Source organism: Shewanella sp. 10N.7 (assembly GCF_020806285.1).
GTDB lineage: Bacteria > Pseudomonadota > Gammaproteobacteria > Enterobacterales > Shewanellaceae > Shewanella > Shewanella electrodiphila.
In genome coordinates this window covers 16,228-36,613 of sequence record NZ_JAJGZS010000009.1, presented here as the reverse complement: position 1 = coordinate 36,613, position 20,386 = coordinate 16,228, and the positions used below count along the sequence as shown (strand labels likewise).

At 41.2% G+C, this 20,386-nt stretch carries 14 protein-coding genes; 8 read left to right on the top strand and 6 right to left on the bottom strand.

Annotated elements, in window-relative coordinates:
• Positions 1-16 precede the first annotated feature (16 nt).
• Positions 17-751 (top strand): rhomboid family intramembrane serine protease, encoded by a 735-nt coding sequence (locus LMH66_RS07520; RefSeq protein WP_229369131.1) that lies wholly within the window; start codon positions 17-19, stop codon positions 749-751.
• A 144-nt stretch (positions 752-895) separates the two neighbouring features.
• On the opposite strand, the gene LMH66_RS07515 is transcribed toward LMH66_RS07520, so the two are convergent.
• From LMH66_RS07515 to LMH66_RS07505, 3 genes are all read right to left on the bottom strand, one after another.
• Entirely contained in the window at positions 896-1,945 is a 1,050-nt protein-coding gene (locus LMH66_RS07515) for a flavin-containing monooxygenase (RefSeq protein WP_229369130.1), read from the bottom strand.
• Positions 1,946-2,163: 218 nt separating this feature from the next.
• Positions 2,164-4,599 carry a S8 family serine peptidase gene (locus LMH66_RS07510; RefSeq protein WP_229369129.1) on the bottom strand — a complete coding sequence of 812 codons (2,436 nt, stop codon included), beginning with the start codon at positions 4,597-4,599 and terminating at the stop codon, positions 2,164-2,166.
• Between the two features lie 499 nt (positions 4,600-5,098).
• The gene (locus tag LMH66_RS07505; RefSeq protein WP_153913967.1) at positions 5,099-5,707 is read right to left on the bottom strand and encodes a protein-disulfide isomerase; all 609 of its coding nucleotides are present in this window, start codon (positions 5,705-5,707) and stop codon (positions 5,099-5,101) included.
• A 155-nt stretch (positions 5,708-5,862) separates the two neighbouring features.
• Between LMH66_RS07505 and LMH66_RS07500 the strand changes: the two genes are divergently transcribed.
• The 7 genes from LMH66_RS07500 to LMH66_RS07470 all read left to right on the top strand — a co-directional run bounded on the left by LMH66_RS07500 (position 5,863) and on the right by LMH66_RS07470 (position 16,336).
• Positions 5,863-7,272, top strand: a complete 1,410-nt coding sequence (locus tag LMH66_RS07500; RefSeq protein ID WP_229369128.1) for a TolC family protein — start codon at positions 5,863-5,865, stop codon at positions 7,270-7,272.
• A complete protein-coding gene (locus tag LMH66_RS07495; protein ID WP_229369127.1) occupies positions 7,269-8,525 on the top strand; it encodes an efflux RND transporter periplasmic adaptor subunit in 1,257 nt (418 codons plus the stop codon). Before LMH66_RS07500 ends, LMH66_RS07495 begins: the two co-directional genes overlap by 4 nt.
• Positions 8,525-11,728 (top strand): efflux RND transporter permease subunit, encoded by a 3,204-nt coding sequence (locus LMH66_RS07490; protein ID WP_229369126.1) that lies wholly within the window; start codon positions 8,525-8,527, stop codon positions 11,726-11,728. The genes LMH66_RS07495 and LMH66_RS07490 overlap by 1 nt, the downstream gene beginning before the upstream one ends.
• A 124-nt stretch (positions 11,729-11,852) precedes the next feature.
• On the top strand, positions 11,853-12,566 hold the full coding sequence (locus LMH66_RS07485) for a response regulator transcription factor (protein ID WP_229369125.1): 714 nt from the start codon (positions 11,853-11,855) through the stop codon (positions 12,564-12,566).
• Positions 12,567-12,583: 17 nt separating this feature from the next.
• The gene (locus LMH66_RS07480; RefSeq protein WP_229369124.1) at positions 12,584-13,837 is read left to right on the top strand and encodes a sensor histidine kinase; all 1,254 of its coding nucleotides are present in this window, start codon (positions 12,584-12,586) and stop codon (positions 13,835-13,837) included.
• Between the two features lie 369 nt (positions 13,838-14,206).
• On the top strand, positions 14,207-15,097 hold the full coding sequence (gene kynA, locus LMH66_RS07475) for a tryptophan 2,3-dioxygenase (protein ID WP_229369123.1): 891 nt from the start codon (positions 14,207-14,209) through the stop codon (positions 15,095-15,097).
• A 48-nt stretch (positions 15,098-15,145) separates the two neighbouring features.
• The gene (locus LMH66_RS07470) at positions 15,146-16,336 is read left to right on the top strand and encodes a kynureninase (RefSeq protein ID WP_229369122.1); all 1,191 of its coding nucleotides are present in this window, start codon (positions 15,146-15,148) and stop codon (positions 16,334-16,336) included.
• A gap of 155 nt (positions 16,337-16,491) precedes the next feature.
• On the opposite strand, the gene trmH is transcribed toward LMH66_RS07470, so the two are convergent.
• The 3 genes from trmH to LMH66_RS07455 form a co-directional block, all read right to left on the bottom strand.
• Complete coding sequence (gene trmH, locus LMH66_RS07465; protein WP_229369121.1) at positions 16,492-17,199, bottom strand: tRNA (guanosine(18)-2'-O)-methyltransferase TrmH; 708 nt, start codon at positions 17,197-17,199, stop codon at positions 16,492-16,494.
• A 228-nt stretch (positions 17,200-17,427) separates the two neighbouring features.
• Positions 17,428-18,252, bottom strand: a complete 825-nt coding sequence (locus tag LMH66_RS07460) for a mechanosensitive ion channel family protein (RefSeq protein WP_102529323.1) — start codon at positions 18,250-18,252, stop codon at positions 17,428-17,430.
• Positions 18,253-18,648: 396 nt separating this feature from the next.
• The gene (locus tag LMH66_RS07455) at positions 18,649-19,317 is read right to left on the bottom strand and encodes a DedA family protein (RefSeq protein ID WP_229369120.1); all 669 of its coding nucleotides are present in this window, start codon (positions 19,315-19,317) and stop codon (positions 18,649-18,651) included.
• Between the last annotated feature and the right edge of the window lie 1,069 nt (positions 19,318-20,386).

The window sequence follows — 20,386 nt, the reverse complement described above, 5'->3', positions numbered from 1 at the left end:
TATTAGGAGCATATTTATGCCTGCGAGAAATCAATCCATTATTTATTTAATGGTAATTAATGCGGTTATTTTTATCTTAAGTGAGTTCGCAAATGTGACCGAATTACAGTCGCTGGCGTTGTACTTTCCACTTAACGATCAATTTCAGATTTGGCAGCCTTTTACGCATATGTTCATGCACGGCAGCATTGCTCATATTCTGTTTAATATGTTTGCATTGTGGTCTTTTGGCACACCGTTAGAGCAAACTTGGCAAACACCTAAGTTCTTATTGTTTTATTTTGCGACTGGAATAGGCGCAGCGGTGATATACACCCTTGCTAATTATTATCAGTTCAACATGATTATTAATGAGATCATGGCGCTGGGTTATGGCAGCTCACATATCGACGCGATTTTATCTCAGGGCATGGCGGATCAAAATTTGATTACAGCACTCGGTAAAGATCGGTTAATCGAGCTAATGGCCATTTATCATACCCCAGCAGTAGGGGCGTCAGGAGCTATTTATGGAGTGTTAGTGGCTTTTGCAATGCAATATCCAAATGCGAAATTATCACTGATATTCTTGCCGGTACCGATTAGTGCTAAGTACTTTGTACCATTGATTATTTTAGGTGATTTATTTTTTGGCGTGACAAAGTATTCTATCGGTAATATTGCTCATTTTGCCCACGTCGGTGGTGCACTAACCGCCTTAATTATCATGTTGATGGTTAAAAATACCCAAGGGAACTTTAAGGTTCGTTAGTGGCTTTTAAGCGGCTTTCAAACTCTGCCCACAGGTGAATCAAAGTATTTAATAATCAAAAACACGGCAATTGCCGTGTTTTTTGTTTATTGATGAGGGCAGCTGCTAACCAAGATAATTAACTATGAAAATTAACCGTGACGATTAAGCGGCTTTGACATCTAAAATATGCGTCATCAAATATTCAGCATCTTTGTAAACACCGCCGAGGGTGGCAGAGCCCCGTGTGTATAGCCAAGGTAAGCCAATAAAATAAAGTCCTTCAACATCACTACTGACGCCACGATAATTGCTCGGGTAGTTCATTTCATCAAATGAAATCCCATCAATCCAAAAAAAGTTAGGTTTGAAGCCCGTCGCCCAAATAATATTTTTAATACTACTGACACTGCCTTTTTGGAAGGTGATATGAGACTCATCTGCCGACAAGGTTCTGCCCATATGAATCACATTATCTTTAGCAAGCAGGGATTTAACGTCAGTACCAATAACAGGCTGCACGCCTTTACTGAGCCATTTGCCGACTTTGCTATAACGAGACACAGACAAAAAGCCGATTTTGCTGAACCACCACCAGAGTGTTTTACCTAAGAATGTTTGCGGAATAGCGGCAATTTTATCGGTGCCAGAAAAGTGCACTGTGCGGCCTGTCTCAGCTATTTCAGATAAAATCTGCACCCCAGAATCTCCCGCACCTACGACTAAGCAATCACCATCCTGTAGTTGTGATGGGTTCTTATAGTTTTCACTGTGCAACTGGGTGACATTATCGGCAATATCAAGATGACATGGTGGGGTATAAGGAGTATGGAACGGACCTGTGGCTACGATTACTTGCTTAGCTTGGTAATGGCTTGAACCTGTAATGACTTCGAAAATGCCGTTCACTTTTTTAACTGATGTGACTTTTTGATTGAACTCAATTGGTATCTTAAATTGCTCGACATAGCTTTTAAGGTATTCGGCCACTTCATATTTATTAGGATAATAGCCCTTAGGGAAGGGAAACTTCATCCCAGGAAGATGGTTGTATTCAGTTGGAGTGAATAAGGTTAACGAGTCCCATCTTTTAAGCCAAGGAGCGCCGATATGTTCATTGGCATCTAGTACTAAGTAATCTTTATTATTGTTGGATAAGTTATAAGCCATAGACAAGCCAGACTGGCCTGCGCCAATGATGATAAATTCTTTCATGGATCCCAAATGAGTACATATCGAAAATTATGCGCGCTATTGTAACAGAAGCGCTGCTTAGTCATGGGATATTACTGAAATGGAGTTACTGGGTGGGTGTAAACCTGACTTTTATTAAAGGCTTGGGAGCAATAGTTACAAAAAATGCCTGCCAGAGGGGAGCTGACAGGCATGAAGTATCACTGACAAGAGCTCAGTGAGCACTCACTTAAACTGGCTTATTGAAAGGTCAGTTCCCAAGCATTAATAGTACCTGTATCACGCCTAGCACTATCTACCGCTTTAAGTGTCCAATCGCCTGCAGATTCAACACCCGTCATATCAACAGTGTACGTTTTAACAATATCGTTGGCACTGCCACCACTATTGTCGTGTAATACCGCCACTTGACCTGTTGGGCTATAAAGCTCAACTTGTAAGTCGCCTATATAAGTATGGCTAATATTAACGCTTACGGTGATTTCACCTGAATCGCCAGTGCGGGTTGCAGTTAATGAACTGCTAACGCCTACGCTGCTGTTATCAGGAATGCTATAAGTGGTGTTGTTTGAATATGTTGCCGCACCATCAGTGCCGCCACCTGAACCACCGCCAGATGCTTCAGTGTAATTAGCGACTAAGCTAACACCGCTAAATGCACTGTAACCTCGGACCATCACATGGTAAGTGCCAGTTTGTGGGGTTGCGATAGGACAAGACTCTGCGTTGCCACCTTTCCACGGACGACAATCATAGCTGCTGGTTGTAGGGGCTGCGCCGTACTGGACATATAAGTCAGCATCGCCGCTACCACCACTCATGGTAAAGCTCAAATCAGTCGCGCCAGCTGGCACATCAATCGAGTAGAAAAGCTCATCGCCTGTGCCGCCACTTAAGTTAGACTTAGCCACGCCATTGGTAAGCTCGTCATCACCTACACCAGTACCAGGATCGGTTGGCCCAGTACATGAAGCATCTAGATAAGCTTTAGCTGCTTCAGCATCTACTAAGCCATAACCCGTTTGGTTATCTCGGCCAGGAATAGATAAGTCTTCAGCTGTTGCATTAAGCGCTGCGCGAATTTGAGTTGCGCTACATTCTGGATGATGACTCCAGACTAAGGTTGCTACCCCTGATACATGAGGCGTCGCCATTGATGTCCCGTTGTAGTACTCATAATCTTCATTATCAGTATTAGTCACAGTCACTGACGAACCCACTTGGTTGCGCAATGCTAAACCCGTTGCACGGCCTACCGAAACTGACACAATAGGTGCTTCGTTATTGCTGTCGACCAAGAATGGGTTTTGTAGCCCAGGTAATGCAGTATTACTGTAAACGATAGATGCACTGGCTCCAGCAGCTTCACACGCTTTTACAGCATCAATATCTGGGTAGCTACTGCCTTGGTTTCCAATACGCTCAACTAAACAAACTTTATTGCTCATATTGCCACAGTTAAAGTTACTGCCGCTGACTGAACATTCGGCTAACTCACCAGTTGCAGTGCCAATAAATGGTGTGCTGACATGGGTTGAACCTGACAAAACATAACGATTGTGAGGCACAACACCATCATCAAAATATGACTGACCATTGATAGTAATATCCGCTAATCGACCTTCTCCGCGAGTGACGGTTGATAAAATCGCTTCACCAGGACCAGAGATTTCGACTTGAGCGGTGAATTGTGAAAACGCCGCGTGGTCTTTATTGCTATCCACTGCTGCAACAGACATAACTGAGTCATAAGATGCTGGATAACTTAGGGTATCATTACCATCGTTACCTGCAGCTGCTAACAGTAGTACACCATTGTTTTCATGGGCAGCTAGGGCATTTCGTTCTGTATTACTTGAGCCTGAACCACCTAAGCTCATCGTCACGACATCAGCATTATTATTGACACAGGTGTCTACAGCAGCGACAAGATCTGAAGAGTAACCCCAGCCTGAAGCATTAAACACTTTAATCACATGAATGTTGGCATTTTGATTGGGCATCACGCCCACTACACCTTCATTATTAGCTATTGCTGCAATGGTGCCCGCTACGTGAGTACCATGAGCATTACCTGCACCTGGTTCATACCAGTTATTGGTACCTGAGTTATTTGAGCCTGTTACGTTGTTGGCATTCAGATCGTTGTGTCCTAAATCATAACCCGAATCAATAATACAAATGGTACGGTTTCCAGCCTGGCTATCACTGACTGAAGTTGCACCCACATAGCTTTGACCCCAAGGAGTGGTTTCACTGAGTAATCGACGTTGAACATCCTCTTCCACGTAATCAACATCAGCACGATACCTGAGTGACTGTAGGTTTTTGCTATCGAGCTTGACGCTATAGCTGTTACTGCGACCAATTCGCTTCATTTCCTTGGCTGAAACACTGTTCATTGCACGAAAATGAGAGAAAACCTCGTTACTTCTTGGTTCATACTGGGCATCGCTAATGCCATCAGAAGCCGCCTGGGTTGAAAAACCTGCAGCGGCAGCATTGGCATTTTTAAACTTAACAATATAACGCTTAGGTAGCGGACTTTGCTGCTTGAGTTGAGGTGAATTAATATTCACATTTGGTGTGAAGGCAGGTGCTGCATTGAGACTGGCAGAGATCGAAAGTGCCAGTACAGACAGTCCGAGGGCTGTTGTTACTTTGTTTTTAGTCATAACTATCTTCCATGTTATTCAGAGTAAAAAATTATTTATTATTGTTTTTGCAGCGCAAAACTCTATTTGAGTGCGTTGCGGCGATCAATGTATCCTTAGTTGTTACATTTGTAAAATTAATGTAAAAATTATTTGGTGGGTTTTTGATTGTTTTTTAAGTTGAGTCTTTTTGAATAAATATTCAGTGTGGGACGTTGACTATTGTTCTGATAAGCGAAGTGTGTGATTTTATATTCAATGATATGCAGTATTTATAATCAGCAGGTTAGCGGCGAGATAATTGCGATTTTAAAATTATTTAATCTTAAGGTTATGATTATTAAATAATAAAAAAAATATTATTTAAAATGTAAATTAACCATTTATAAAAGAGATGTATTTCTTGGAATAGGGGAGAAATTTGGAGAGTAATGTGCCAGTAATTCATGAGTTAAATTTAAGGCAATAAAAAACCACGTTAGTCGTGGTTTTTACTCGAATAGTACCAATCGTTATTGGATTACTTAAACGAAGCTATCTCTTTTTCAACCGCATCAACTACCGCATGTGGACTGCTGATGTACTTTGAATGGTCGATAAAAATAGCATTATCACCCACTGTCATCACCATCGCAGGGAAGTTTGTAGTGCCAATCATTTGTTGAATTTCTGCAATACCTTCAAGAACATATTCGGCATCCATACTGAGCTCATCGCGGAATATTTTATTCGATGGAGACAATTTAAATTTCTCTACAATGTCCATGAAATCATGCTTAGTATTTAATGGGTTACCTTCAATAAAATGTGCTCTTTGCAGGGCATTTAGCACTGGTAACTGTTTGTCAGCTTGCTTGCTTTGCATCCAACCCATTAAGTTGGCGGTCTTGATTGAGCTTTTAGGGCTGTTTGCATAGCGGATATAATCTCGACCAAACTTCAATCCACTGGCTCTTTCTGCCGCTTCCATTTGTTCTTCGCCTGCACTGGTTTTACCTTCGTAAAGCGCTGTGTGCAGAAGGTGTACCTTCATCGATGGATAAGCTTCTTGAAGTGCGTTCACTAACGGAGTGACAGCATAGCTCCAAGGGCAATGTGAGTCGTAGATAAAATATAGCTCGGTGTTCATGTATTGCTTCTTAATTGGGTGTATATGGGCTGATCCTAAATAGTTTGTGAGTAATATTCAATCTTTGTCAGCTGTATTCGCGCCTTTTACAAGCCTTAACCCTGTCTTAACCCTCTCATCGTTATGCTAAAGCCAATATTAGCGGGAGAGCATCAATGACATTTCGATATTCCATAATTGCACTAGTGTTAACGACCTTAGTCGGCTGCGCTGCCAATGACAGTGCTAACTTTGCCACTCAGGCCACTGACAATCGTACTCAGACTATAGAACTGTTAATCCAGCAAGTGAACCAAGATGCAATGGTTGCAGCTGGCACTCAGGAGGAAAGTGATACCACTGTATTACTGACAGATTTATTATGTGTGCCTGCGCTTAACACCTATCTTGATGCCGCCCTGAAAAACAGTCCTAGCCTGCAACAAAGTATTATTGCTCTCAAAATTGCATATGCTCAGCATGGGGTAACATCAGCTGACCGTTTACCTAGCGTGAATGCAGTTTTTGATGCACAAAACACAGAAGACAGCGATGCCAGCTATAGTGCCGATGTGACTGTTAGCTGGGAGCTGGATCTTTGGCAAAAAATTGCTGATAACTCGGCTGCGGCCAGTAAAGATATAGCTGCAACTCAAGCTAATTTAGAGGCCGCGACAAACTTACTTGCCGCTAACATTATGCGTGGCTGGCTTGAGATAAATGTAAACCAACAATTGTTGGATATTGAACAAAGACGCCTTGAGATTTTGGCTCAAAACGAAACCTTAGTACTTGAGCGCTACCAAGCAGGTTTAGGTACGTTAGAAGAACTTGATAACGCAAAAAGCAGCACAGCATCGACTCGCGCCACCGTTGCTCAGTATCAAGAATCGCTAGCTCAAAGTGAGCGTAGCTTAATGCTACTTACCGGTCAGTGGCAGTCTGAACTTGAGGTGCCAGCTATTGATGCGGCTTCAACGGCTTCGCCATTTCCACATGTTATCAACCCATTAGATGCAGTGCCGCTGCAAAATATGTCAGGTCGCCCAGATCTACAACAAGCGTTTTTTAGCATCGAGGCAGAATCTTTACGCACAGATGCAGCTTATAAAGCCATGCTGCCTTCGTTTAGCTTGTCAGCAAGTTTGTCTGATTTAGCCGATACGCCCAGTGAAGCATTGCTTACGAATCCACTGTGGAGTGTGTTAGGGCAAATGTCAGCGCCATTATTTCAAGGTGGCAAGCTAAAGTCGCAAGCGGAAATCGCGCAGTTAACCACAGAGCAAAGTTTCTGGGTTTATCAAGAAACGCTTCTGAATGCCGTCAACGAAGTTGAAAATGCCATCGGCCAAGAAAGCTCGTTAACCTTGCAGCAAAATCACCTTGATGATGCATTTTTAAGTGCTCAGCGCAGCATTGTCAGTTATGAGCAAAAATATCGCCAAGGTCTAGTGGACATCTTAGATTTACTGACTGTTCAGCAGCAAGCCTATGATCTTGAAGCTAAGCTAACTAACACCACTTATCAACGATTATTGAACCGAATTGAATTAGGCCTTGCACTAGGTTTAGGAGTATCAGCATGAAGCAACTTATTACCCGTAAACTTAAAAAAAATGCCTTAACAATTGTGATTACCACTGTCGCTGCTGGTTCAATTTTTGTCGTCGCAGCTTATAACGGTAGTCAAATGGGACCTGGATCTGAAAAGGGTAAGGGACCAAAGCCTGAGCAAAAACCTGCATCAGAGATGGTAGTCGAGCAAAAACAACCAGTGAGCTTACTTTCTCAGGTAGCGGTTCAAGCAACTCAAGTGGCAAGTTATCAAGCTGAAGTGACCGGTTATGGTGAAACTAAGCCACGTTTTGAATTGAGCTACGCTAGCGAAATCAGTGGTCGTATCGAGTGGTTAGCTGAGTCATTTGAATCTGGGCGGATTGTTAAAAAGGGCGAACTACTCGCTAAATTTGATGACACCAGTTATCAGCAAGCCGTATCACAAGCCAAGGCCGAAGTGGCTACTGCACAACTTGAACTACTTGAAGAGCAGCGCCAAGGCGAGCAAGCAAGAAGTGAATGGGAACGCTCTGGCTTAAAAGGCGAACCAAGCTCACCACTGGTATTAAGACAACCACAGCTAGCCAGCGCCACAGCCACTCTTGAAAATGCACAAAAAACGTTAGCTAAAGCTGAGCGTGATTTGGAATTTACTAATATCACTGCACCATTTGATGGGGTGATTGTGAGTCGAGATGTACAACTTGGCAGCTTTATTAATGTGGGTGGCACTGTAGCCATGCTTTATAGCGTCGATCGCGTAGAAATTGAAATTCCGTTATCGGATAAGCAATGGGCTAATTTGCCGCAGGTCGATTCTTTCGAGTCATCAGCTGATAACTTAAATGAGCGTTGGTCAGCAACGATTGAGGCCACAGGTAGTGACAGTCATACAGGCCAGCAGTGGTCAGCTTATGTTGAACGTAGTCATCAATATGTGACTCAAGATACGCGTCAGCGTTCACTAGTATTAGTTGTCGATAAACCGTTATCTCAAGATACGCCTTTGTTTCCTGGCACGTTCATTAAAGCCACTATTGAAGGTGTCACACTGGATAATCTATGGGAACTACCCGCGTCAGCGCGTTCTCAGCAAGGTGAAATCTGGACCGTTGATACTGAAGGCCTACTCCAGAAAACGCTTGCTGTGACTCAATTTGAGCGCCAGAACAAGATTTATGTCAATCCAACCTTGATGACATCGACTGCACAAGTCGTCAAGCGCCCATTAAGTAATTTCAAAGCTGGCATGAAAGTAATGCCAATGGTTGAGGAGCTGTAATGACTACTCAAACAGATAAAGAGTCTTTACCTAAAGGCATTATTGCTTGGTTTGCTCAAAACCCTGTGGCGGCAAATTTGCTGATGATGGGCGTGATTATCGTTGGCTTATTTTCATTTAATGATATCCGCAAAGAGGCCTTTCCTAGCTTAGAGCCTGATTTAGTGACCGTGTCGGTGACGTACGACAGTGGCGATCCTATTCGTGCTGAAGAAAGTATCGCGATGAAGATTGAAGAGGCGCTAGAAACGGTATCGGGTGTTAAACGTATCACCTCAACCTCTGACGCCTCAGGCAGCCATGTTTCTATTGAAAAAGAAACAAACTACGACCTTGATACCTTATTAACGGATGTGAAAACCAAAGTTGATGCGATCAATAACTTGCCAACAGAGGCTGATAACCCTGTTATTGATAAAGCACGACGTCAGGAGCATGCGATATGGGTGCAGCTCTACGGTGATGCAGATCGTAAAACCTTACAAGACTTAGCAGAGCAGCTTAAATCTGATTTATTAAGTCAAAGTGCTATCCGCGATTTATCGATTAATGCCACCCTAGAGCCGATGATTTCAGTCGAGGTGAATGAAGTTAAGTTACAGGCGTATGGCTTAACCTTGACCGATGTGTCTAATGCCATTAATGCAGAGTCATCAAGCAGCATTGTTACCAGCTTACGTAATGCGGACAAAACCGTGCGTTTAAAGGTGTCAGAGCAGGCATATGAAGTCGAAGACTTTAATAAAATATCTGTGTTAACTCATGCTGACGGCAGTCAAATTTTACTGTCAGATATCGCTATCGTGACCGACACTTTTGAAGAGGATACTTTCAGTTTGTCCCGTTACAACCAACAAAGCACCATGGGTATTCAGGTGGTGATGGATGAAAACAGCGATATTGTCGATATTGTTGAGCAAGCTAAGCAAGTGGTTGAGCAATGGCGTAGCAGTAATTTATTACCTGAAAATGTTGAGATTGAAACCTGGTATGACAAAAGTGACTTAATTACCGAACGCTTGAGTTTATTGGCTAAAAATGCCCTAACGGGTATCGCATTAGTGTTTATCATTTTAGCGTTATTTTTAAATATTCAAGTGGCTTTTTGGGTCGCTGCGAGTTTGCCATTTGTATTTTGTGGCACCTTATTTTTCATGACTGACACCTTTACAGGTTTCACCCTAAATGAAATGACCACCTTTGGTTTTATCATGGCGTTGGGGATTGTGGTCGATGATGCAGTGGTGATTGGAGAAAGTATTTATTCCACCCGTAAACAAGACGGCGACTCAATCAAAAGCACCATTATTGGTACCCACAAAGTGGCTGCTCCGACGATTTTTGGGGTGTTAACCACAGTCGTTGCCTTTATGTCGATTGCGGCAATTGATGGCAAGTTAGGCCAGATTTATGCTCAGTTTGGCATGATTGTCACCATCTGTTTATTACTGTCATTGGTTGAATCTAAACTGATTTTGCCAGCCCATTTAGCCCATGTGAATACTCACCGTAGCGACAAAAAAGGTTTTTGGAATACGATTCAGCAAGGTGCAGATAATGGCCTTGATTGGTTCAATAAAAACATCTACTCCAAGGTGATCAAGCAGGCGCTTAAATTACGTTATGCGGTGATAATGGTATTTGTTGCTTTGTTTTTACTGGTCATAGGTATGCCATTTACTGGCAGTGTGCGAGTGGCGTTTTTCCCTGAAATATCAGGCGATACTGTTGTTGCAGATATTCGAATGGTCAATGACAGTAGCTACGGACAAACCCAAACTAACTTAATGGCACTTGAAGCTAATGCGATTAAATTGGATAGCACCTTGCGCGCTCAAGCGGGTGAAACCGTTAGTGATGCTTCACTTATTAGTGGCAAATTAGACCAAGCAAACTCTGATATCAAAAGCATTCAATTAACGGCCAGTGCCGATAAATCTGGTTCAGTGATTATTGAGCTCGACAGTGATGCGGCTTATACCGCCCGCGACTTTGCTAATGCTTGGTCTGATATGTCCGAGCAAATGGAAGGAGTCAGCAAACTTAAAGTGATGTCGATGAAAGAAATGGTCGATAACTTTAAAGTTGAACTTAAAGCCAACGACGATAACTTGCTGGCAGAAGCGGCCAATAAACTAAAGCAAGAGTTGCAAACCATTGACGGCGTCAGTGGTATTGATGACAACTTAGGTTTAGGAGAGCCGCAATATCGATTTGAGTTAACCCCGCAAGGGCGCGCGTTAGGTATGGATACAGCTGATTTAGCTAAGCAAGTGTTGCAAGCATTTGGTGGCGATATTGTGCAGCGTTTTCAACGTGGTAAAGACGAAGTCAAAGTACGTGTTCGTTACCCTGAAGAAAATCGTCAAACCTTTGCAGATGTAACCACGGCTAATGTCAGAACGCCTGATGGTACTGTGGTGCCGTTAATTTCAGTCGCTAATGTGTATTCTGATTATCAGCAATCTGAAATTACTCGCATCGACAATCAACGCGCTGTGTATATCACTTCAGTGGTGGATAAAGAAGTGATTGCCTCTAATGAATTAGTGGCGCAATTACAGCAAAACTTAGTGCCGCAATTAAATGCTGATTATCCAACGGTTAAAATTGATTTTACCGGTGAAGCAGAGCAACAAAAAGAGTCAACGGACTCAATGCAATCTACCTTTGTATTAGCCTTAGTGATGATTTTTGCCTTACTGGCGATACCACTTAAATCTTATGTGCAGCCTGTCATCATTATGATTGCGATTCCGTTCGGGATTGTTGGGGCGATATTGGGTCACTGGTGGAATGATTTAACCATCAGCATTTTATCACTTAACGGTATTTTGGCCTTAAGCGGTGTGGTGGTGAATGACAGCTTATTGTTGGTATCACGCTTTAATGAGTTAGTGCGTGAAAAATCAATGCCAATTACAGAAGCGATTGAGCAAGCCTGTACTGGGCGTTTACGTGCAGTATTACTGACATCAATTACTACCTTTGCAGGTTTAGCGCCGCTATTAAGTGAAACCTCAATGCAGGCGCAGTTCTTGATCCCAGCAGCAGCTTCGCTCGGTTACGGTATCTTGTTTGCAACCTTGATTACCTTAGTGCTTACGCCATCATTATTAATGATCCAAGCTGATGCAGGCCGTGGAATAAACAAGTTTAAACAGCGATTTTTTGCAATAAGAGATCAAGCGCCAGAGCATTAATATCTCATTGAATTACAATGAGTCTTTAGGTTAACCTGAGCCTTAGTATTAACTTGAGTCTTAGTATTAACCGTTAACCTAATTAAGCCTGTTGCTAATAGCCATCGTGTTAAAGGGAAAAATAATGTCGGATAATTTGCAATTATTGTTGGTCGAGGATGATATTGACCTTGCCACAGCGATTATTGATTACCTCGAACTTGAAGATATTCAGTGCGATCATGCGGCTAATGGCGCAGTAGGTCTTAACTTAATTGAAGCCAACCAATACGATGTGGTGGTGCTGGATTTAAACCTACCCAAAATGAGTGGCCTGGAAGTTTGCGAGCGTATTCGTAGCCAAGGGATTGATGTACCAATACTGATGCTAACGGCGCGTGACACGTTGGACGATAAGCTGGTGGGGTTTTCAAAGGGCGCTGATGATTATTTGATAAAGCCTTTTGCTATGGAAGAGTTGATTGTTCGCACCCAAGTGCTATCTCGGCGCCGAAGTGGTGAAGTCACTAAGTTGATGGTAGAAGATTTATCCATGGACTTGCAAAGTAAAACGGCCACTCGCGCAGGCGAAATGCTGAAATTATCTCCCACTGCTATAAAAATACTTGAATGCCTAATGCGCGAAACCCCTAATGTGGTTTCGAGAGAAAAATTAATGCAAAACGTTTGGGGCGACGAGCAGCCAGACAGTAATAGCTTGAAAGTGCACATGTTCAACTTACGTAAAATCGTTGATGGAAATAGTGAGGAGCAAGATAAGCTTATCCATACCATTACAGGTCGTGGTTTTTCGCTTAAATCTATTTCTGATACAGCAACGCATTCCGAAGGGGAATGACTCAGGAATCCGATATCATGAAGATAAGACCCAGCATAAAAATTTATTTCTTACTTGCAATGTTTTTGACCGGCACAGTCACCATTGTGGGTATGTCTGCTGTGGCGGTGAGTTATTTCTTCTCGGGTCTTGATGTTGCTATGACTAATTTTGTTCGCTCTCAAGCATCGGAAATAGCTTTAGATGGTGATAACCCAGTCACTATCGGCGAGCTAACGGTAGCAACTAGTTGGGAGAAACTCCCTTTTCTTATTCAAAAAAACCTTAATAAAGAAAATCTTGAACCTAACCAGATGATCAAAAAAATTGAAGGTGTGCCCATCATCGATCATCCTAAGCGAGCCTTTTTTGCCATGAAGGTAGTTACAGGTAACAAGGTGCGTTACGCAGGGGTAATTTTAGATAAAAAAGACAAAGTGAAATTGGATAATAAACCGCCGCAGTTTGTGTATATTCTGTTGGTGGCTTTTGTCGCTATGACACTGTTCGGCATCGTATTGCTATTGGTGCTGCGCAAAGTTGCCTCTCCAGTTGAGAAACTCAGAGAGTGGGCTAAATCCCTTGATGAAGAGCAACTGTCTAAGCCAGTTCCAAACTTTCATTACAGCGAACTCAATACCTTAGCCGAAATCGTCCAGTCGAGTTTAAGCTCAGTACAAGATACTTTGGACAGAGAGAAACGCTTCTTAGGGTATGCCAGTCATGAACTGCGCACGCCAATTGCGGTGACTCGCACTAATGCTGAATTATTGCGAAAGATGATCCTTAAACAGTTACCTGCAGAAAAACAATTAGCTGTGCTTGATAGAATCGAGCGAGCAGGCCTCACCATGACAGACTTAACCGAAACCTTACTATGGCTTAATCGCCAAGAAGGTAAGTCACTGCCAACAAGTGAAGTGGCTGTGGGTGAGTTAGTGACACTGATTAGCTCAGAGCTACATTACTTATTACAAGGTAAAACCGTTAAAGTGAGTATGAAAACGGACGATAAAAAATTAACGTTATCAGAGGGCTTGTACCGGATTATTATTACCAACCTTATCCGCAATGCGTTTCAGCACACCTTTAATGGTGAAGTCGTGATTGTGCAAACTAACGATCATATATCGATCACTAACCATAATCTTGATGTGGATGATCAAAGTGAGTCTGATGATCTTGGTTTTGGGTTAGGACTCGAACTCACTGAAAAGTTAGTAAGGCAATACGGTTGGGGATATGAAGTGATGTCAACAGAAGCTGGCCGCAGAGTTGAAGTGACTTTCTAGTTGCTAAATTTAGTTGCTAAATTGTGTTTCAGGTTGAGGGTAAGTGAGCCTTCAGCCTGAGCGGTATTTTAATCATGTCATTTTTTATCAATCCAATTTATTCAAGCTGGCCGTTTAAAGCATCTCTTTAAAGCACCTCATTAAAGTATCTCTTTAAAATGAGTTGTTTGAACTCTCTTGTTCTTCAAAAAGTACACCTTCAACTCTGAGTCATTTTCTGTAAATGTAAATTAAAACTGACGCTATAATTGAGGCCTTGTTAGTCAGTCTTTAACCTACGTGATAGGTTATTTATCTGTCGCTTAATTTACGAACTTTAGCGGCATTTCACTGATATTAAACACAAGTCACTCACCAAAGGAGTTTTACATGGGGTGCCCACTTGGTCATAAGTCTGCGAGTCAGGCGGATAATAACAATGAGACCAAAGCTAACTTTAGAGAGCTAGAAGATAGTATTCATACTGATTTTAAAGATGATATGTCCTATGGCGATTACCTGAATCTTGAGAAGATTTTATCGGCGCAGCAACCACTATCTGATCAACATGATGAGATGCTATTTATTGTTATTCATCAAGCCAGTGAGCTTTGGCTTAAGCTTGCGGGACATGAGTTAAGTTGTGCTATTGATAATATTAACACTGGCGATTTTGGTCATGCCTTTAAAGTGATTTCTCGGGTTAAACAAATTCTGAATCAACTCACTCAATCATGGAATATTCTCGCCACATTAACCCCTGTTGATTACCTTAAATTTCGTGATGCATTAGGCCACTCATCGGGTTTTCAGTCTTACGGTTACCGTAAAATTGAGTTTTTACTAGGTAATAAAAATGCTGATTTACTGGAGGTTCATAAAGCAAATCCAGCAGTTTACAGTGAGTTAAATCAGCTGTTACACGCACCGAGCTTATACGATGTCAGCATTAAGGTATTACATCAGAAAGGCCTAATTGATGATGAGTCTGTGCTAGCTAGAGATGTCAGCCAACCTTATCAAAGTCATCAAGCTGTTCTACAAGCATGGATTAATGTTTACCAAGATGCAGATGAGCATTTTGAACTATACGAGTTAGCTGAAAAGCTGGTGGATATTGAAGATAGTTTTCAGCAATGGCGCTTTAAACATATGTACACAGTACAGCGAATTATTGGTAACAAAGCCGGAACTGGTGGTTCTTCAGGAGTTGAGTTCTTGAAAAAGTCATTGGATATCAGTTTTTTCCCTGAGTTGTTTGAGTTACGCACTCACTTATAGGAAGTTGCCATCTTCTGCGCCCATTATTTGATTTAAGAGATTAACGTTATGACAACGCATTTAGCCGAAAACCTACAAGCTCATTATTGTGCATTTAATGTAGCTAAGCGTATTTTACTGTCTGGTCATTCACATCAAGCGTGGCCAGATGTGGCCAAACAAGGCATGTTAGAGTGCTATGACGATGCGGCAAAACACATAGATGATAAGTGGGGCATAGCATTAGCGAAAGCTGACAGCGTCAGAGATTTTTATCGCAGCTTGATGGGGGAGCCAGATGGCCAAATAGCCTTAGGCTCATCAACTCATGAACTGATTTTACGATTTTTATCGGATCTTAACTACGTTAAAACCAAGCAAAATAGACCGTTAAAAATCGTCACCACAGATGGAGAGTTTCATTCTTTAAGACGCCAACTACAACGTTTACAAGAGCTTAATTGCACCATTGAAGTCGTGCCTGTTCATCCAAGTGAGACGTTAGCGCAAAGAGTGATTGATAAGATAGATGCTGATACCGATGCAGTGATGTTATCGGCAGTTTTCTTTAACACCAGTGAGATTTTCTATGACGTTGGTTTAGTCGCTAAAGCGGCTGAATCATTAAACGTGCCTTGCCTAGTGGATGCCTATCATGCATTAAATGTGGTGCCATTTAATTTACAACACTGGCAGATTGAATCAGCATTTGTGGTCGGTGGTGGTTACAAATACTGCCAAGCGGGTGAAGGTAATTGCATGATGCGGATCCCTGCTAGTTATCAAGGTAGTCCAATTATTACAGGGTGGTACGCTGAGTTCGATGTGTTAGACCAAGCACCTGGTAAAGTGGGGTATGGTCTGGGGCAATCTGCTTTTGCTGGTTCGACATATGATCCTGTCAGCCATTATCGCGCCGTTGCTGTGTTTGATTTTTTTAAACAGAAGCAGTTAACTGACCAAGTTTTAAGAGAGATTAATCAAGCTCAAATTAAACGTTTATGGCAAGGTATTGCAGCGATAGGTGAAGACAAATTAGGTCTGAGATTACCGTCTCACGATGTGCAAGCCAATGGTGGATTTTTATCTTTGACTACAGGCAAAGCTGGTGATTGGGTTAAACAGTTAGGTGAGAGTCACTTTCTTTGTGATAGTCGAGGTAACCAACTAAGGTTTGGTCCTGCGCCTTATGTGACAAATACACAGATTGATCAGGCACTGAATATTATTGAAGATACTTCGAAGTTGATTCATCGCTAATCAGTATTAGTGGTATAGATAGTGATGATTGAATAAAGCGAACTCTTGGGTTCGCTTTATTGTTTTACAGTGGGAGGCAAGCGGGCTTTTCAGTGCGATATCACTTGATGCGTAAGCTTGTTTAGCTTAAGCCAGTTTAACTTAAGCCTGCTAACTCATGCCTTTTCAGATTGTGCATCAGGATCGGGCGCTCGCATGCGATCCCACCATTCACTATCAGCTTCAATTTGGCCGTTCTCATCGATAGCTGGATAAGGGATTTGTTTTCTACGACAAGCTTTGGCGTATATAGGATGGCCTTGTTCAAACAACTTAGTTTGGCAGTATTGGTGATCAAGTTGTCTGTTGTTATACATACCGGCTTGTTCACGTTGTCTTTGTGCTTCGTACATGATTAATGCGCCAGCAACCGAAACATTCAATGATTGCACCATACCCACCATCGGAATAATAATGTGTTGATCGGCAGCAGCAATAGCTTCAGGACTGACACCATCACGTTCATTACCGAGCACAATCACTGTGGGTTTGGTGTAATCCACTTCACGAAAATCTACCGCAGTATCAGAAAAAGTCGTCGCAAGAATTTGCATTCCCTTAGCTTTAAATTGTTCGTGAGCTTCAGTAAACGTTTGATGCTTTATAGTGTTAACCCAACGATGACTTCCTGATGAGGTATTACCTGATACCCATAGGGTTTCTTCAGGCATAACCGCATGAACTTGATGAATACCAACACTATCGGCAGTACGTACTGTAGCAGCAATATTATTGGTTTTATGGACTTTATCGAGACAAACCGTGAGGTCGACTTGGCGATTATCAAGCATTTCGTTGATGCGGGCTAAACGTTCTGGCGTCATGGGGTTAATTCTGCTTCTTTAAAAAATGGGTTAAATCGTTATCTGGTATTTTGCGCAGCGATTATAACGCTAAAATAGCACTAAACTCGACTAGTATGTCTGAAGAGATGGAATTGGAGTTGAGTCGCTATTTGATATTAATGATGTGTGATTTTTTAGTATTGCTAAAGGTAAAACGAGCAAGGCCAAAGGCACTTGCTCGCTGTTTTCATCAAAATCCCAAGATTGTTACTCTTTTTCGATGATCAGTTTTCTGTGTGGGAAAGGAATTTCAATACCTGCTTCATCCAGTGCTTTCTTGATTTGCTCAGGGATTGAATACAGGATGTCGAAGTAATGCTCGCCATGACAGAATGGACGGACTAAGAAATCCACTGAGCTGTCATTTAAGGTTTCAACTTCTACAAATGGCGCCGGATCTTTCAAAATATGCGGATGAGCGGCAAGTACAGCATCAATCACTTTTCTTACTTCATCGGTGTTTTCTTTGTAAGCCACACCAAAATGCATATCCACACCGCGAATATCATGGAATGAGTGATTGACGATTTGTGCGCCCCAAATTTGGCTGTTCGGTACAATAATATGCTGATTATCGAAAGTTCTAAGAATGGTAGTGAATAGGTCAATCTCTTGCACATTACCAAAACGATCCGCTGCACTAATAAAATCACCGACTTTATAAGGACGGAATAGCAATAGCATTACACCAGCAGCAAGGTTAGATAATGTTCCTTGTAACGCTAAACCAACCGCTAAGCCAGCAGCACCCAACAAGGCAACGATTGAAGCGGTTTGCACACCAAAGCGATTTAGTACCGCAATCGCAACAAACGCGAGAATGATGTATTTAGCAACACTGCCTAAAAAACGGAATAAAGTATTATCGAGCTTATCGTACTTTTCACCAATTTTATTAATGATTGCACTGGCTTTATTCGCGATATAAAGGCCAACGATCAGTATTAATGCGGCGAGTAGTACATTGATGCCAACATCTATAATTAATGGTAGGTATTGATTGATATCGATTTGATCTACGTAATCTTGCATTATGCCTCCTGCATATAAGGGATTCTTGCCTTAGGGCTAACAAACATTATCTCGTTAGTGACAACGATTCAGTCAATGAAAGGTAAATTCATTGGGATTGAGTGACATAAGTGTATTGTTATCGAATTTAGCTTAGCACAATCAACAACTAAGTGTGATGAAAGTCTCATTATTAATGCTAATGAAGGGCTTGTTTTACTTGAGTTATTTAGGACTTATTTGACCAGAAATCGTAGATCGACATTATTGGCAAACTAATCGATGTACTAGGAGGTTAAGATTGGCATCAGACAGAGCTAAAAGCTTATTTTACAAGTAAGTCATTGAATTATATCGGTAGGTATTTTAGTCAGAGTTTTAGTGCTTAAGCTAAAACTCTAACTAAAACTCTGATATTTAGCGTGGTGACTGCTGCTTTGCACTTTGTTGTTTTGATTTTCTAGAAAACCGAAACAACATCGCAATCGTTGCAGAGAGCATTAAACTTAAGCTCACGACTAAAAAGGCTTTATTTAATGTTTCCTGATGATTACTCAGCATCGGGTTATTCATCACCCATTGACCTATAAATAACAGCACCGCGCTCCAGATCATTGCGCTGGTAAAACTCATCAACACTGTGCGTTTAACGCCAAGCTCTCTAATACCCATCAGCATAGGCGTTAACACTCTAACAAACGGGATAAAACGCGAGATAAACAGGGCTAAAAAGCCGTACTTTTCTAATAAGTTAGACGCTCTTTGTAGTGTATTGTCTGGCAGACCGTTTTCAATTTTAGTCACAATGGGGTGATGAGACAGCCACCTTCCTTGAATATAGGCGATGCAAGATCCTAACCCGGCACTAAAGGTTAATAATAGAAAGGCATGCTGAAGTTCTACAACGCCTAAACCCACTAAGCTACCTACAAATAACACGAGTCCATCACCGGGAAGAGGTAAAAAGACAAAGCTAGATTCAAGAAACAAAATGAGCGCTAATATCAACATTAGGTGATAGATTGTGACTGTTTCCAATAAGACATCAAAATCTTGATGCCAAATAGAAAGCATTACATCAAACATTGTATCTCCTCTAAGCAGAGTAAAGTGTTGTTAAATTGAAAGATCAGCAAGTCGTTATTCCGTAATTCAACGATAGATTAGCACTTCATTAAATCTAGCTTCATTAATTAATGCCCATCCTTGTACCTCAGCGTAAATATTTGTTAAATAATTTGTCTGTCGAATCTTATTTGTTTAAATTTTTGTTTTATTTACAGGAGGAGGTTAACAGGAATCTTGATAATTTTTCTAAGCTGACTTACACAAAGTATATTGTTGTTTGGTAATTTATCCTGCTGATTATGTTGATTGTCTATCTTGCTGATTTTGTTGATTGTCTATCTTGTTGATTATATTGGAAATCTATCCCGATGGCTTTGTTAGCTGTGTCTAAGTGATGGCTGCATGGCATAAGTCGATAGCATGGGCACAGGCAATGAGGTTGTAACTCATATAATCAGTTGAAGAGGGTTTAATGAATTTCAATTTTCAGAATAATTAATACAAATGATGAAGTTGAAGCTTATAGCTAATGTTAAATAGGCTTAATAGCCAATGATTTAATTTTTAAAGCTTGTGAGATTAATTTTGATTACTAACTTTGATTACTAGCGTATATAGGTATCTTTTAAATTAATTCGTTCTAAATTAGCTGCTGTTTGATTATCTTCTATTTAATTAGTTTTTGTGTATGAATGTGTTTGTATATTCATTCTTCAGGTTTTCATTTTAATAATAATGTTGCTATGTCTAATTTAGTTATTTCTTTTTTGTGAGTGTATTTATTTTTATAAGTTTATTGTGATGTTTAACAAGTTAAGTGTAAATTAATGTTGTTTTAAGTTTTACCTTGTAGGTAATAGATTTCGTACTGAAAAATAGAAGTGTAAATAAGGGTTTGATTTGATGTTTATTTGGTTTTTTAGATAAGTGTGAGCTTGCTCGATGCTGGTTGTTATTAAATTAAGGTTAGTATTAATGTTTTTTATTAATGTTGATGTCAACCTAACTATCTGTATACATGTGTTTTTTTTAACTTTATGTGTTTTTTGTGGCTGGTTGTATAAATATTCCTGCTTTAGTTAGATGG